Origin of the sequence: Ornithinibacillus proteolyticus (assembly GCF_039581225.1) — a bacterium.
GTDB classification, from domain to species: Bacteria; Bacillota; Bacilli; order Bacillales; family Amphibacillaceae; genus Ornithinibacillus; species Ornithinibacillus massiliensis.
In genome coordinates this window covers 26583-42997 of record NZ_JBCPXV010000032.1, presented here as the reverse complement: position 1 = coordinate 42997, position 16415 = coordinate 26583, and the positions used below count along the sequence as shown (strand labels likewise).

General features: G+C 37.4%; 14 protein-coding genes. 2 read left to right on the top strand and 12 right to left on the bottom strand.

What is annotated here, in order from left to right:
* Together AAIB49_RS14275 and AAIB49_RS14270 are read right to left on the bottom strand one after the other, a co-directional pair.
* Positions 1–250 (bottom strand): helix-turn-helix domain-containing protein (locus AAIB49_RS14275; protein ID WP_343458406.1); only part of this gene is annotated, 250 nt, incomplete at its 3' end.
* A gap of 490 nt (positions 251–740) precedes the next feature.
* Entirely contained in the window at positions 741–1811 is a 1071-nt protein-coding gene (locus AAIB49_RS14270; RefSeq protein WP_343458405.1) for an AbrB family transcriptional regulator, read from the bottom strand.
* Positions 1812–2277: 466 nt separating this feature from the next.
* Between AAIB49_RS14270 and AAIB49_RS14265 the strand changes: the two genes are divergently transcribed.
* Positions 2278–3255 carry a proline dehydrogenase family protein gene (locus AAIB49_RS14265; protein WP_343458404.1) on the top strand — a complete coding sequence of 326 codons (978 nt, stop codon included), beginning with the start codon at positions 2278–2280 and terminating at the stop codon, positions 3253–3255.
* A 122-nt stretch (positions 3256–3377) separates the two neighbouring features.
* Here AAIB49_RS14265 and lepB read toward each other — a convergent pair whose 3' ends face one another.
* From lepB to AAIB49_RS14245, 4 genes are all read right to left on the bottom strand, one after another.
* Positions 3378–3923: a signal peptidase I gene (lepB, locus tag AAIB49_RS14260; RefSeq protein ID WP_343458403.1), complete on the bottom strand. Its 546-nt coding sequence runs from the start codon at positions 3921–3923 to the stop codon at positions 3378–3380.
* An 82-nt stretch (positions 3924–4005) separates the two neighbouring features.
* Positions 4006–4482 (bottom strand): hypothetical protein, encoded by a 477-nt coding sequence (locus AAIB49_RS14255; RefSeq protein WP_343458402.1) that lies wholly within the window; start codon positions 4480–4482, stop codon positions 4006–4008.
* A gap of 247 nt (positions 4483–4729) precedes the next feature.
* Entirely contained in the window at positions 4730–5506 is a 777-nt protein-coding gene (locus tag AAIB49_RS14250) for a hypothetical protein (RefSeq protein WP_343458401.1), read from the bottom strand.
* 15 nt (positions 5507–5521) lie between these two features.
* On the bottom strand, positions 5522–5965 hold the full coding sequence (locus AAIB49_RS14245) for a hypothetical protein (RefSeq protein ID WP_343458400.1): 444 nt from the start codon (positions 5963–5965) through the stop codon (positions 5522–5524).
* A gap of 657 nt (positions 5966–6622) precedes the next feature.
* Here AAIB49_RS14245 and AAIB49_RS14240 point away from each other — a divergent pair.
* Positions 6623–7765, top strand: coding sequence for an N-acetylmuramoyl-L-alanine amidase (locus AAIB49_RS14240; RefSeq protein ID WP_343458399.1), 1143 nt, complete (start codon positions 6623–6625; stop codon positions 7763–7765).
* A gap of 161 nt (positions 7766–7926) precedes the next feature.
* Here the strand turns inward: AAIB49_RS14240 and menC are convergent, their stop codons facing one another.
* From menC to AAIB49_RS14210, 6 genes are all read right to left on the bottom strand, one after another.
* Positions 7927–9042 carry an o-succinylbenzoate synthase gene (menC, locus tag AAIB49_RS14235; RefSeq protein WP_343458398.1) on the bottom strand — a complete coding sequence of 372 codons (1116 nt, stop codon included), beginning with the start codon at positions 9040–9042 and terminating at the stop codon, positions 7927–7929.
* A 19-nt stretch (positions 9043–9061) separates the two neighbouring features.
* Positions 9062–9832, bottom strand: coding sequence for a GNAT family N-acetyltransferase (locus AAIB49_RS14230; protein WP_343458397.1), 771 nt, complete (start codon positions 9830–9832; stop codon positions 9062–9064).
* Between the two features lie 10 nt (positions 9833–9842).
* A complete protein-coding gene (locus AAIB49_RS14225; protein ID WP_343458396.1) occupies positions 9843–10973 on the bottom strand; it encodes a M20 peptidase aminoacylase family protein in 1131 nt (376 codons plus the stop codon).
* Positions 10974–11359: 386 nt separating this feature from the next.
* Entirely contained in the window at positions 11360–12049 is a 690-nt protein-coding gene (locus AAIB49_RS14220) for an ABC transporter ATP-binding protein (RefSeq protein WP_343458395.1), read from the bottom strand.
* A gap of 24 nt (positions 12050–12073) precedes the next feature.
* Complete coding sequence (locus AAIB49_RS14215) at positions 12074–14584, bottom strand: FtsX-like permease family protein (RefSeq protein ID WP_343458393.1); 2511 nt, start codon at positions 14582–14584, stop codon at positions 12074–12076.
* Positions 14585–14927: 343 nt separating this feature from the next.
* The gene (locus AAIB49_RS14210) at positions 14928–16415 is read right to left on the bottom strand and encodes an alanine/glycine:cation symporter family protein (RefSeq protein WP_343458392.1); all 1488 of its coding nucleotides are present in this window, start codon (positions 16413–16415) and stop codon (positions 14928–14930) included.

Genomic DNA, 16415 nt, shown 5'->3' with positions numbered 1-16415 from the left:
AGTGTTTCTTTAATTCACGAACTGCCTTAATGGATTGGTTTTTATTGAAAAACTCACCTTTCCAATTATTTTCAGTCAGTTGACCGTTCTGCACCATTTCATTGACGATGTACCAATAAGCATCTTTCCCTTTTTGTTTTCCAACAAAATAGTTGTAAACAAAGCGAGAACATCCAATTGTTTTGTTAATCAGTTCCATTTGCTTTTTACTTGGATAGATTCGGAACTTGTAGGCTTTTTTCACAACCATTAATTTTCCACCTCCTTCATTATGTTGGATGGAAACGAATGGATTACTTTATAGAAAAAAGGTTTTACCACTCGTACCTAAGCTATTATTTATCTCATCAACACGCACTCGAACAGTCGGACAAACGAGATGGCAAGTAAGCCATCCCTTGTCCGAAGAGGATTCATCCCCCACTTACTCATTGGGCTTTACCCTTCTCATTCCTTGAAGATGGGGGTTTTCTCGCCTATTTCAGATAAAAAACCATCATTAAAATAGAGTCATTGTCATTGTTGATGTCTCCCTAAGATGGTTTTACCGCTAACAAATAGAAAAGTTTTAATATGCTGTTTATTTATTTCATACTGTTCATAATAATACATTTATTTTCAATTGTAAATAATTTTTAGTTTATATTGTTTGCTGTATGAAAGTTGTTAACAAAAAAAGAACTCCCCCTTTATGGAAGTTCTGAATATATTTTTAATCGCTTATTAAACTACCGAGATATTTATTCCGTTCTCTCTTTCACACCTACTTTTCTAGTAAACCACCACTTAAGCGATATAGGTACTAGAAGTACAATTATTAGTATTCTAGTTATCTGTAGGGCACTTACAACAGCTGGATCTCCACCTACATTATAAGCGGTTAACACCATTTCAAAGAACCCTCCAGGTGCAATTCCGAGCATAGCTGTTGCATAATCTAGCGAAGTAAAGGCAGCAAGTAATATCCCTAATCCAAATGAAATAGTAATAATCGTAACAGAAAGACCAAAATATACAAACGTATATTTACCACCAATTTTCAAATGGTCAAATAAGATATTTTTCCCTAAGCTTGCGCCAACTGCTACCTGGCCAGCATTCATGACAATTGATGGCACCGAATTTAAATCAATCGGACTAATATTCATAATGGCCGTAACACCAAGGGCACCAATGATAATTCCAGCTGGTATTTTCTTTCTTAAAAAAATGGCAGCGGCAATCGGAATCAGGAACCATAAATAACTACTCCATCCAATGCCTAATATCATATCCCCTGTTACACGTTGGAAACTCCCACCACCGATATTACCAAGAAAATATACCATAAATGGGGGAATAGTAAATAATACCGTAATCAATCGGATAGTCTGAAAAATGACGACTAAAGAAGGATTTGCCTTTAATGACTCGCTGGCAATAGCCATTTCCGAAAGCCCTCCAGGAATACAGGAGAAAACACTAGTTACCTTATCAACATGAATCCATTTTGTTACTAGTGTACCAAGAATTATACAAGCTATGATTAATATACTGGTAGCAACCATGTATGGGAGAAGGTAGGGAATTACCGTTAGTAGTGTTTGCTTTGTGAAATATAAGCCAAAGTATACTCCTAGAATAATAAAACCTGTATCTCGTATAGAATTGGGAATACATAAAGTCCGTTTTGTAAGACCTTGCCATAGCATCACAAATGTCAAGGATCCTAATACCCATGGAAGTGGCGCGTTTACCAAATAAAACAATGAACCACCTAAAACCGCAACAATAGTAGCTTCAATAAGTGAATAATAATCTTTTGAAGACATGGTATGTACAAACCCCTTTGGATGTAATAGTAAACTCTATCTACTAATTTACCATTTAATCTTAAATAGAACTAGATATGCATTTCTCAACTTTCCTCTGTATTAGGTGCTGGTAGAGTTGAGTATGATGCGCCCTTTTCATTTTCAGATGCGACCAATTTCGTATTTGATGCTCCCTTTTCGTTATCAGATGCAACCATTCTCGCATTTGATGCTCCCTTCTCATTATTAGATGAGCCCTATTTCGTATTTGATGCTACCTTCTCATTTTCAGATAGGTCCTATTTTAAATATGATGCTCCCTTCTCGTTATCAGATGCGCCCATCCCTGAATTAGATACTCCCTTTTCAACACCATATGCGCCCACCCCCTCAGCAATATATTGCACGCAATATCTCACAAGAAGTGACAGAAAACCCTATTATCCGATATAATAAAAGAAAAATAGTAAATGAGGTATGCATGATGAATTTAAAGGATTTCTTCATCGGGATGTCACAAAATCAATTTTTAAACAATGCCGCAAAAAAATATGGTTTAAAATTAGGTGCTCAGTCCGTTGTAGCCGGTACCAATATTGAAGAAATGATTCAAAGTGTAAAGGAATTAAACCGTCATGGCATCTCCGCAACAATTGATAACTTAGGAGAATTTGTTACAGAAAAAGAAGAAGCATTAAAAGCGAAGAATCAGATTCTGGAAGTGATTGAAGCTATCCGAGTAAATGAAGTGGATGCACATATTTCATTAAAGCCTACTCAGCTTGGACTGGATATTGATTATGAATTTTGCAAACAAAATCTAGTAGATATTGTATCAAAAGCAAATGAGTATGATATTTTCATTAACTTTGACATGGAGGACTATGGTCACTTAAAGCCTTCCTTTGACCTAATTGATGAGCTTTCTACAGATTTTGATAACATTGGTACAGTTATCCAAGCATACTTTTTTGAGTCCGTTAAATACATTGAAAAATATAAGGATTATCGCCTACGTATAGTGAAAGGTGCTTACAAAGAGCCTGAAACTGTTGCATTCCAGGATAAGAAAGATATTGATCAGAACTTTCTTAAATTAATCGAATATCACTTATTAAGTGGGAAATTTACATCAATCGCAACGCATGATCATCATATTATTAATCATGTAAAGCAATTCGTAAAAGAAAACGACATTCCATTGGACAAGTTTGAATTCCAAATGCTTTACGGCTTCCGTAAAGACATGCAATTGGAATTAGCAAAAGAAGGTTACAACTTCTGTACGTATGTTCCATTCGGAGATGATTGGTATGGTTACTACATGCGTCGTCTTGCAGAGCGTCCTCAAAACATGAACTTAATGGTGAAGCAAGTTTTCAACAAGAAAACCAATACAGTACTTGGGGTTGCAGCAGGTGCATTTATTCTTGGCAGATTAAGTAAACGTAAAAAGAAATAAATAGAAAAATCCTTTAGCCATTTTGCTAGAGGATTTTTTAATAGATTGTAAATGGAGTAGCTTATTCCGTTAGTTTCCCGCATAGATAATTAACTTACCACTTCAACCTTTCCTATTCGGCACTATTTATTCAATGCCATAGAAAATGGAAAAAGAGAAATTATTACTTCTCCTTGGATAGTGCTTTTATGGATCGGTCCCACATTACTACTCCTACTATCTAAGCTTTCACCAGGAGTACGATTATCTCCCACTACAAAATAAGTATTCTTAGGAACCACTACCTCTTCCATATCATTAGAAGCACCCACCCTATATGGTTCGTTCATCATCTCGCCATTTACAACTATCGAACCATCCTGAATCATAATGCGATCATTAGGTAAACCGATTACTCGTTTGACCACATCAAATCCATTATGGTCGCGATAAATAATAATATCATGTCGATCCACAGTATAAAAGAGATTACTTGATAATACTACATTTCCATTTTCTAGTGTCGGGTTCATAGAATCCCCAGAAATAACAATGAAACCAATAACATACCGAAAAACTATAAAGGCGATTACTAAGCAAAAAATAAAGCCGATCCATCCTAACCTGCTATCATTACGTTCCGCTTCACTTTCATTTTTCCTATCTTCCATTACGATACTTGTTTCCAATAGCATCACCTACCAATGGTGAGATTCTTATTCCCCTATCAAAGAGGTTCTTGAACATGTTTCATAGCATTGAATTACAAAATTAATTAGCATCATCCACTTGTAATTCTCCACAATCGATAAGTTGACTAGTATCTTTCTTGCCTAATACAATGTCCATTTCTATTTCTGTCTTTGTTATGAGACAATTTAATTTATCTAGTAATACTTGGTCCGCTTCCATACTAACATCATAATTGGAAATTAATTGATCCGCATAATCTATTAATTCTTGTTTCCGTTTTGTTTTCTCTTCTTCTAGGAATGCTTCATACTGGCTTTCTGCTGATTGAATCGCTTCGTGTATTTCGCTCTTTAGACGAGTTGTCTGCTTTTCTTTTTCCTGAGAAATCGTCCTCTCTATTTCCTCCATAGAAGCGGACTGCTTATCATCAAGCCAATTCTTTAACATATAGGTAATATCCTCGTTAGCAAATACTACCTTCACACTACTTATCATAATAATTAGGACGATTCCAATTCCGATTATTGGTAAATATAATTTGTTGTCTTTCTTCATATATATACCTCCTTAGAAAAACTCGCATTTGCTCGTCCTTTAGCGAATGTATTCTTTGTTTACGTTGGCTGTAAAAGGTTTCTACCTTCCTATCTGCCAATAAAAAGGGATGTCCCGTCCGTCTAACCCTCTCTTTGGAGTGAGACCCAATTCTTGAGACATCCGTATTTTTTAAAAATCTTGCACTCGCTTTTCTTATCCTGGCAGGAAAGGATTTTACTCTTTTCTATCTGCCTTGAAGTTCTTTCTAATTGATACCATTCACTACATCGTCAAGAGCGGCTTTTGCTTGATCTTCCAATTGTTGTGCGTGAGCAATTATAATTTGTTCTTGTTCTTCTACTAATCCATCAAGTAATGATGTTACCGATTCTCTTAAGTCCTCAATAGCCCAATCAATTTGATTTTGTAAATTTCTAACGGTAATTTCTTCTTGCGTATCTAATGCTTGAGCAAGCTGTTCTTGTGCCTGCTGTATAGCTTCTTCTAGCTCTTGTACAGCCTGGTCCCTAGCAGTATTTATATCTGATGTCATGGTCGCCATCGCTTCTTGTCCAATTTCCCCAGTATAAGCGGTTAAATCATTAGTCGCATAATCTAACCCCTCCTGCTGAACACGTTGGATTTCAAAATAACCATCTAGAAATACATTGTAGAACTCTAGCCCGATTCCCGCTAAAATTGCTTGCTCTTCTTCGCTCAACGATTCCAAATGACTTATTTTCGCATTAATGATTTCTGATAAGGACTTACCTGTTTCAAGTTCTCTCGTTAAATCAATATCCATTTGTGCTGTAGCTTTTAATTGTTCATATTCTGCTTGTAATCCTGGGAGCTTGCTTTGACCATATTCTTCTACACTCGCTTCAATATTCTCTACCGTGTTAGAAAACATTCCTTCATACCAGGCACGAAGCTGTGCACCAGCATCCGTATTAGCAAGTGCAATTCCTGATCCTGCAACGATTCCAACCGCAGCTACCCCTACTAATAATTTCTTTTTCAACCCTTTACGTACTTTCATCATTAATCTCCCCTTTTATTCTAAAATAGTTGAATGATTGCTTTTCTGATTCCGAACTAATAATTGACTCAAATAATCGACTACTTCTGCTTCAATCTCTAGACTTAATTCATTACTCTTTTCTTTCGACATCTGTTTATATGGTTCATCTAAAGATATAGTTAGCGCATCGATTGCCGAAAGATAGCTTTCCTTATATTGTTGTACGCGTACCGCCGTCATGTTCGATGTATCTTCATGCAACTCGGTTAGTTTGTCCTTTATCTGATTTAGATGCTGTTCTTGTTGATCCTTTAAATGGTCCGTGATGGCAACTTTCCTTTGGAACATCCTATTTTCTAGGTTATGGATAGCCGTGCTTACGTTCTTTTTGTCAAAAGAGAACGCCCCATATACGGATACTTGAAATGCTGCTATCAAGGAGATCATGACAAGGAAGCTGACTAGTATTTTTTTCATTTATCACCCGACCTTTCTATTAAGAAACTACTATATTTTTATACTCCTATGACTCAATGTCCTTATATTAACAGAAAAATTAGAATAGTGAATCGTTAGAAAATACCATTTACTAGATAGTCTAATAGCTTTATTTAGACTGCCGAAAAATAGAAGATCATGTTGAACATAGCGTAGATCAAGAAAAAATTTGTAATGTTTTCTTGTATATCGAAGAAAAAGGAATATATATTTAGCTTTCCTAATTCGAATGAACTATGCCACTAGCCTAAACTAATAAAATGCTAATAGATAACTTGCCCTAACTCCTTTATAATTGTCTACTTCATTATCCTAGAGCTTATGTCCTATCATGTTATTTTTTGGAATTTTATCGTTGTTATCTCATGTTTTACAGCGTTTTCGACAGAACTTGTATAGCGAACGTTACCATTTTATATAAAGCTGTTAGTAAAATATGGACTAACCGTGTTCAACCACTCCTACATAAGTAATAGTTCCACTTAATAGAGCAAGTCTAATTAACTAGGTAAGAGAGACGTTAAACCACTTCTTTTCACCTAAAAAAATAAAAACTTACCCATTTATGTTTAAATCTATTATTTTCTGACCATCCTTTCTACTAGATTCATAATTTACGAAAGGGATTGAGAGAATATGAGAAAAGTTGTCAATACTATTTGGATGACAGGGTTTATGCTTATGTTATTTTCTTTTATATCCGTAACAAATGCACATGCAGAAAGTGCCGAGAATGACCATGTTAAATTATTTGAAGTTCAAGCAGAGTCCATTATGAGAACCGCTCCTAATCATGATGCTGATGTTATCGGAACATTAGTGGAAGGAGATAGACTAAGAACATTCGAAGAGCAGAATGGATGGGTCAAAACTTTCTTCGATGGGGAGCCTGTTTGGGTATATGGAAAGGAACTTCTATTAATCGAAGAAACGATAGAAGTGGAAAATGATGATAGTTTACTAGAAGACAGTGACACGATAACAGAGGAAGAAAGTGAAATAGAAGAAAAAGAAACAGAAGAAGTGAAGGAGGAATCTGAAGAAAAAGCAAAAGTTAAGGATGACATGAAAGAGACAGCCGAGGAAGATGATACATCCACACAGATAGAGGATAATTTTAATCACTATACACTTGACCATGTCACGGAAACATTAGATTATTTGCCAATGGGATATATTCAACAAAATCACATGCAGATTTCAGAAGACACCATTACCGTTAGAAAACATCAATTAAATGGCTATAACATTTTGATTGATCCAGGCCACGGTGGCAAGGATTCTGGAGCAGTAAATGATGGCGTACGTGAAAAAGATTTGACCCTATCTACTGCAACAAAGCTAGCCAATCACTTAGAAGCAGAAGGGGCAACGGTAAACTTCACTAGAGCAGACGATACGTTTATTACGCTTGAAAATCGAGCGTATCAAAGTAACACCCATGAAACCGATGTATTCATCAGTCTACATTATGATTACTTTAACAATCCAGAGGTAAATGGTATTAATACGTATTACGCTAACACGAATACAAGTAAGGAGCTTTCTGAGAAAATTCATTCCGCATTAGTTGGAGAACTAGATATGACAGACAGAGGGATTAGGCAAGAGGACTATTATGTTCTAAAACATAATCAAAATCCCGCTGTACTGCTGGAACTTGGTTTTATATCAAACCCAAGTGATTTGGAGAAGGTTCAAACCGACGAATACCAAACAGAGGTTGCCGAAGCAATTACAAACGGTTTAGTAGAATATTTTGATGCTCAGAATGAGTGATCTATATCATTGCACTGGATTAGGCGCACGCTTATAATCTCGTGATATAATAATCATTCACCTAGCCCACTTCGGAAATACATTTTCCTATGAGGGCTAGGTGTATTAATCATCTATAAGGTTCTGGATTCTCCTTAATTTCCGCTACTATCACGATACAATTACATAGGGAATGCCAGCTTTTCAAAGCGAAACGCTTCTAGCGCTTCTTCGTCCACTTCATAACCAATACCAGGGGCTGTTGGTACTTTGATTACGCCATTTTCCACTACAACTTCCGGTTTAATAATATCTTTCTTCCAATATCGTGAGGACCCTGCGGTATCCCCTGGTAAAATAAAGTTAGCTAAAGTCGTAATCGCCACATTATGTGCTCGCCCAATACCAGCTTCTAACATTCCGCCACACCACACCGGGATTCCATGTTCCTCACAATAATCATGAATTTTGATTGATTCTGACAAGCCCCCAACACGGCCTACTTTTATATTGATAATTTTGCAGCTTCCTAGTTCAATCGCCTTTTGAGCATCATACAATGAGTGAATACTCTCATCTAAACAAATCGGGGTTTGTAATTCCTTTTGCAGCTTGGCATGGTCGATAATATCATGATGCTGTAGGGGCTGCTCAATCATCATTAAATTCAGATTATCCAACTGCTTCAGCATGTCTATATCATCTAGCGTATAGGCGGAATTTGCATCTGCCATAATGGGTGTATCTGGAAAAGCCTTTCGCACCTCATGAAGCATATCCACATCATGACCAGGCTTAATTTTCAACTTTATCCGCTTATACCCTTGCACAAGAAAATGCTCGATTTTATTCAATAATTCTTTTACACTTGGCTGTATGCCAATACTGATTCCCACATCAATCTCTGTCTTTTGGCCACCGAGAGCTTTTGCTAGCGGTATACCCTGCCGTTTCGCATAAAGGTCCCATATCGCTCCCTCTATAGCAGCCTTAGCCATATTATTGCCACGTAATCGTTCGAATAACGGAAACACCTCATTTGGATGTTCAATTACATTATCTCTTAAAATAGGAATTAAACAGTCTTCCATGATAGCTAAATTAGACTTTATCGTCTCTTCTGTGTACCAAGGAATAGAAAATGCGACCCCTTCTCCGTAACCATGATTCCCGTCTGTATCCACCACTTCTACGATATAGAATTCTTTGTCCTGCATGGTGCCGAAGCTTGTGGCAAATGGATCAATCATTCTCATATTGAGTCGATGGATGATGATGTTTTTTATTGGAATTGTCATGTTACACCCTTCTTCCTAATCATTTTTCAAAGTAATAATAACTGACATGTTCATCTCTAATAAAATCTTTAGCCGTATAACCGTTTGAAAATAATAATTGAAATAGTTCTCTAGTACTCTTGCGCCACCTAATAGCACGTTCTAAATTGGTTGCTTTCATATCTTGAATATTAGCCGGAATGGCAACAAACCACTGTTCACTATCACCATCAAATTCCACATCTGTTCGCCTTGGCTCCATCTCCTGTCCCATTTCCAATAGTAATTGCGAGAAATCAATTGTACCATCGAATGGCTCCTTATCTTTTTGAAAATTCCATTCCATTACCAATCGATCAGAAGCAAGTCCCTTATTTAATCCATCATCCATTGTCCCATAATAATTTTCTTTATAGGCAGTTGCTATCCCACCCAATTTATGTAAATTCAAATAAGCATTGACACTCTCAAGCGGATCATATGTCCAAATCATTTTATCATATCCCTTATCCGCTGCTATCTCTCGTTGCTTACGTTTTATTTTCTCTCCAAGTCCAAACTTACGATATGCTGGAAGAATTCCTAGTTCGTGTGAAACTAAATACACCTCTTGTCCATCAAATCCTGGAAAACTATACTGGAAGCCAATCATATTCCCTTCTAGAAAAGCTCCTATTAGCACACCACCATTACGAAAGGCGGTTAATGTTTGGTGAATCGGAATCGGTGTATCCTGCCAGACGATTTCTTCGATTTTTTGTATTTGATACAGTTCCTCCAATGTTGTTATTTCTCTAATTTCTATCCCCATAGTCTCCCTCCTAACCTTGATACTTTCTTACAGTCCTTCGTAATGCCGTTACTAAGATCTCCACACTTGGCTCGATTGCTTGATAATTAAACGTCATTTGAGGGTGATGTAGCCCTGGATCTAAATCACAGCCAACTGCTAACATGGTTGCTTTTAAAGCTGGTCTCTTAATGGTATAAAAATGAAAATCATCCCCTCCAGTTGTTGTAATCATCGGTACTAAGTGGTCTTTGCCAACTGTCTCCACAATCGCCTCTTCCAATAAATTACTTGCTTCCTCATTGATTACTGCGGCGGCAACACTTGAGCTTATCGATAGATCAATTTTTACTCCATGATAGTTGGAAAGCATATTAGCAATTCGCTCCACTTTCTCCAAGAGCTCCTCCATCGCTTCATTAGTTTGAGCACGCATATCAATAGAAAACGTAGCATTCCCAGGGATAATATTAGTGCTCTCTCCTCCAGCATGGAAGCTCGTCATCTTTACCGAGTGCGGAATCATCGGATCCATATACAGGTTATTCAAATGCTGAAAAAACTCACTCCCCACTTGAATTGCATTAGCGTTAAGATGTGGTCTAGCACCATGGGCATCTTCCCCTGTAATAACGCCATCAATTGACCAAGAAGCCCCATGCCTAATTGCTGGTGAGAACTGACCGTGCTTTAATTCTTGAATTGGCCGCAGATGAAGACCATATAGGAAATCAACATCATCCACCACCCCTTTTTCTACGAGTGTTAACGCACCATCTCCCTTTTCTTCAGCTGGCTGGAATATAAACCGAAACGTTCCTTGAGCCGGAATTCCCTCCTCAAGAAGTGTAAACAGCACACCTAATACAATCGTCATATGAGCATCATGTCCACAGGAATGGTTTGCTTTAAATTCACCGTTAACCTCTTGCCAAAGTGCATCCATGTCAGCCCGTAGTGCTACAACCGGCTTCCCACTACCAATTTCTACTACTAAACCAGTTATTTCTGGGAAGCATTGAATGTTTACCTTCTTATTCGCAAGTAACCCTTTAATATATTCCGTAGTATGAAATTCTTTCCAGCTGACTTCTGGGTTTGCATGTAAATAATCGAAAATCTCTTTTAATATTGGCCTTAGCTTTTTACTAGTTGTCTTCATGATGTCTACAATCCCCCCTATTTCTATCCTATGCCATTATCATCCTTTTTCTATTCCCAAATACGCTTGAGATCAATCTTTTTCTTTTGTTGTAAAGCTTAGAATATAAAAAGAATGGAGTCAATGCGATACCTATGGATAGTGAGCATTAAGAGGCTGGGACAAAAGAATTAACTTAAAGGAAAAACCGAATGATGAGCAAAGACCCCGCTCCGGAAATATACTTCGCGGGCGGCTGCCTGAGCCTCCTCGTGCTTCGCACTTCGGGGTCTCACCGATGCCTTTCCTCCCGCAGGAGTCTACGTATATTTCCGGAGCTAGTATCCTGTATCATTCGGTTTAACATTTAATTCTTTTCGTTTTGTCCCAACCTCATCCTACTCGTGTCAAATCAACACTGGCTCAACTATCTCTCCATCTCTCATCCGAATTAATCGATTACCATATTCAGCCGCTTCTTCGGAATGTGTCACCTGGACAATCGTAATGCCCTTTTCCTGATTAATACGATGGAAAAGCTCCATAATGGCTGTTCCTGTCTTACTATCCAAATTCCCAATTGGTTCATCTGCTAGTATGAGTGCTGGACTTAGGATTAACGCTCGAGCAATGGCAACCCGTTGTTGCTGTCCTCCAGATAATTCTCTTGGTGTATATTTCTTCCGTTCTGAAAGACCAACAATTTCTAATATCTCATCCAGCTGCTCTTTATAATCAGCTGGCTTCTTCTTATCCATCGTAACTGGAAGTAAAATATTTTCTTCTACTGTTAAGTTTTGTACTAAATTATAAAACTGAAACACAAAGCCCATCGTTCTTCTTCGTAGAATACTTTTCTGTTTATCCTTCATTTTATTAATATCTTGATTTTGAATGAACACTTTTCCAGAAGTTGGTTGATCAATCCCTCCAAGTAAATACAATAACGTACTTTTACCAGATCCGGATGGCCCCATTATGGAAACAAAATCGCCTGATTCAATCGAAATCTCAATGTTTTTTAACACTGGGATATCATTTGCTCCCACTTTGAAATTCTTACATAGCTTTTCTGTCCGAACAATACTCTCCAACATCTCCATTAGCCCCCTTGATAACCTTTACTCATATCGCAATTCTTTCATTATATGAAGCTTAAAAACCTTTCGAACTAGTGAGAGAGTTGATATAGCTAATAATATTGCAACCACCCCACATAACATGCCATAAAGTTCGAACGTAAAGTGAAAATCAGTCACCATCCCTATCGCATAAAGGAACTTAGTTAATAAGAAATTTAACGCGAATCCACCAAAAAGCCCAATGACAGCTACGGTTATAAATGTAAGAAGTGTTTCGGCGAATATCATTTTCACTATTTGCCCTTTACTCATACATACAGAATAGAGAATGGCATATTCCTTTTTCCTCTGATTGAAGGAGACCATAAGATTATTGGAAATTCCAAGAATCCCCACCATCATACCTAAACCAATAATAATGGTGATTCCATTAATTAATGTATCAATTGTGGTTTTCTGTGCCTCTATCCTCTCATCAAAAGTCGCAACCTCTAGTGAATAGTTACTATAGTAATCTGCTATGCTCTCTTTTAATTCCTCCGCTACGGTTCCTTCTTCCAACTTCAGCGTTAATTCATAAAAGAGAGGCTCAAAATGATCCTCATAGAGATCAATTGGAATTAAAGCACTATCACGACTTGAGGCGAATCCAGCACTTTCCATTGATCCAGCTACAATAAATGTTACTGGACCAGCATTCTCTAGATTTTCGTAATGCCTATTAATTGGTTGTATTTGTACTGAATCTCCTATATGTAGGTCGTATTTATTCATATAATAATCATCTAAAATAACTGGGTTATCTAAGCCATTTAATCGTTCTTCATCTATTTCGAGATAATTAATCCCATCATAGAATTCACCTATCTCATTAAAATCGTCTACGCCAAATACGCCATAAATACCTTCACTTCCATTAATAGAGGATTTCCCCAAACTTACAGCTTGAAGATAAGCATCAGCTACTCCATCCATTTCCACTATGTCATAAACAAGCGAATCATTACGATCACTAAGTGTAACAACTACATCAAAATCTTTACTTACTGCCTTTGTTACATAATAATTAATTCCTTCACTTGCAATTCCTACCATAATTAATAGTAAAAAAACGACAATAATCATACTGACATTGTTTGCAACAATCTTATTGTTAGCAATATTTTTAATGCCCAGTCCTAATTCTCCCGATCGACTCCTCTTAAAGTATAGAGACAATAACTTTGAAAACCCACTCAACAATAGTGGCATTAACAACACAATGGAAATAAACAATAACAAAATCGATACAATAGAAAGTAGCATATCATCATATTTATTGAATCCATTTATCACAAAAGCAATGAAGAAGAATACGATTCCGAGAATAACCGTCCATCTCGAGCGTTTTTCTAATGTAGACGATGTATTGAAAAGCACATCCTTTAAAGGTTTGGCATTCGTTCTCACTATCCGGAGAATGCTCACTAGTGCTGGGAACATCATTCCGAATACTACCGAAATGATTAAATAGATCATATTATATTCGACTACTGTTTCCATACCATATTCCTTGTACTCATTAAACAGATCTGCTGCAAACGGGAGTAGGAACATAGCTAATATTATCCCTAGCCCCGCGCCAATTACCCCATACATGAAGAACTCCAACATTAATACCCGATTCATCATCCCTTTACTAGCTCCAACACTGCGAAAAGTAGCTAATACAGGCATACGTTCCGTAATAATTAACTTAGAAAGGGATGAAATGACGTATGCACTGATTAACACAATGATAATAATCGCTAGCATCATAACCGTTTGGAAGGTCTGCTCATCCCGCATAATCGTATCTGCAGCACTACTCTTTTGTACGGTGAAGCCTTGATTCGTCTCCGTTAAACTAGTAATTGCTCTGTCCAGTTCCGTATCCGGCACTTCTAATAGAGTACTCGACACCATATCTCCCCCACCGAGTATTTCCGTTACCTGGTCCGGCTGAGCAAGAAGTAGAATGTCTCCCATTTCCGAATAATAAATACCATCTGATTTACTAATAGCAGCTATCGTAAAGTCATAAGAATTACCGCCACTGCTTACGTCTATCCTATCTCCAACCGCTAAATCATATGTAGAACTCGTTTTCTGACTAATCATTACAGAATTCCCCTCAAGTTCCTGGGAACCAGTAAGAATATCTACAATTTGCAGCTCAAGGGCTCCTTGGAGGTCTAAGCCATATAATGTCACTATAATATGTTCATCATTTAAGACTGATTTACCACTTGCTTGTATCATGTCTAAACGATTATCTATATGAATATCTGATAAATCTAGCTTAGTAGACTCATAGAAAGGAATACCATCTTCCGCTTTTTTCGATACAACAACATTAGCAGTTCCATAAGAACCTTGTAACATAGTTGTGTACGTGTTATTGATGATTTCATTTAAACTAAGGCCAATAAATAAGATCAAAGTAGACAGCAAAATTGTAAGAAGCACGATAGCCGACCTTAGCCTCTTCTCCAAAATATTATGTATAATATGCTTTAGAACAATACGCATCGCCCAAGACCTCCGAAGGAATAAAAGTGGTTATTTATCACAATACATAAATACTATCCTAAAGTGTTGACCTAGGCAATGCGAATTTGTAAAATTTACTAAAAAATCACAAAACAAGGAACGCAATTTACCTAATAAGAAAACCGAATAATAAGTAAAGACCGCTCTGGAAAACACATTTGCGGTTAACCAGTATAGGGCGATATCTGCCTGAATACCCTCGCCGTACAGTTTCTTATTAATGTAGGGTATCTTAGGGCCTCTAGGCTGTGCCCAATCAACCTCATCTCTCTTCTACGTATCTTCCAGGAGCATGCTATCATTCGATTTTTCATTAACTATTTTAACTTTGCCCAACCTCAGATACGTTTGTATCTTTTGATGATTTACCTTTGTCCTCATAAAATAACACAATGTCAGGATCAATCTTACCTATCCCTAAATATCTAGCTTTATAATCCTTTAACAAGCTTAAGAAACGTTTACTTAGTAATAAAATAACTACTACGTTTATAAATGTTGGAATGGCTGAAGTTATGTCTGCAAAATACCACACAGCTGCACCTGGCATCCCTATACTCACTGCATAAATGACCATAGCGAGTCCCGGTATCGGGTAAAACCAACTAAAAAAACGTAGACATGCACGCTTGATCTTAGAGTCACGTTTATTAAATAAATGTCTCAATAATATATCGTAATAAATATACCAGCCAGTAGTAGTGGTTACACCAAATAGAACGACAGATACCGCTATAATATAGCGCCCTATTTCCCCTATACCAACCTCGAAAGCAGTTAACGTTAGTTCTGCACCAGACAATCCTGATGACCACACACCGGTCACTATAATTGTCAATGCGGTAATCGTACAAACAACAATGGTATCAACAAAGACTTCAAAAGCACCCCATATACCTTGTTTAACAGGATGGTCTACTTTGGCTGTAGAATGTACCATTGGTGATGTACCCCATCCCGCCTCATTACTGTACACCGAACGAGCCATCCCCATTTGGATAACTTGGGCAACTACAGCACCGGTGAAACCTCCAACAGCCGCTGTTCCTCCAAATGCGCCAGAAAAGATTAATCCGAATGCTTCACCAACTTGACCAATATTACTAACGATAATGAAAAGACCAGAAAGAATAAAAAACAGCACCATAAATGGAACAATCCGAGATGCCACTTTTCCAATATGTTTAATTCCACCATATATGATATAGTAAATAATTACTGTTAAAGTAATCGATGCTGGAATCATTCCGATTCCAAATGTAGAGCTAACAGCCTCCGATACCGTATAATTTTGTAAGGTAAAAAAGAACGTACCGAAAATACCAAAACCAAAGATAACTGCCGGAATCATCCAGAACTTAAAGTTCTTCTCCTCGCCTAGACCTTTCTCCATATAATAGGTTGGTCCACCGTAAGGATCACCATTTTCGTCTGTATTACGATAATGAACAGATAGTGTCACTTCCACCGTTTTAATAATCATCCCGACTAGAGCGCACAGCCACATCCACAATACAGCACCCGGTCCCCCTACAGCAATGGCCGTCGCAACACCACCAATATTACCAACACCAACGGAGCCACCAACAGCTGTACTCACCGCTTCAAAGGAAGAAAGAATGCCCTTCCCCTTTTCTTCCTTGTCCTGCTTTTTAAAAATAGTTCCTAGAGTTGTTTTCAAAATATGAGGTAAATGGACAAATTGGAAGAACTTTGTAGCCAGCGTAAAATATACCCCTACGAATAGGATTGTAATAATCAGTGGTAATCCCCATAAGAAACCGACGACCTTCTCTAAAAAATCTCCCAT